The sequence below is a fragment of the Tenacibaculum sp. MEBiC06402 genome, assembly GCF_049239625.1.
In the GTDB taxonomy this organism is placed as follows: domain Bacteria; phylum Bacteroidota; class Bacteroidia; order Flavobacteriales; family Flavobacteriaceae; genus Polaribacter.
In genome coordinates, this window is sequence record NZ_JBMKKT010000003.1 from 1 (window position 1) to 325 (window position 325).

The following is a 325-nucleotide window of genomic DNA, read 5'->3' on the forward strand; positions in this document are numbered from 1 at the left end:
CCTGCTGTTTTAGAATTATCGAATGAAGAAGTTGTTAATTTAAGTGGCTTTGAATTATCAAATGGTTCTATCAAAGTTGAAGTTGTTGGAGGAACACCGAATTATACTTATGAGTGGTTTGATGGTTCAGGAAGTTCAATAGCTACAGGAGTTACTGAATTAACAAACTTAGCAGCAGGAACATATACATTTACAGTTACAGATACTAAAGGATGTTCGTTTACCAAAGAGTTTGTAGTAACGCAACCTGATTTATTAGAGGTGTCATTATCAAGAACAGCAATAATCAGCTGTAATGGAGCAAATGATGGATCTTTATTAGCAA

Annotated in this window: 1 protein-coding gene; it reads left to right on the forward strand. The window is 34.2% G+C overall.

Going from position 1 to position 325, the window contains the following annotated elements; all coding sequences use genetic code 11:
* Positions 1-325: SprB repeat-containing protein (locus ACOSP6_RS00015; protein ID WP_422095655.1), on the forward strand; the 325-nt coding region annotated here is incomplete at both ends.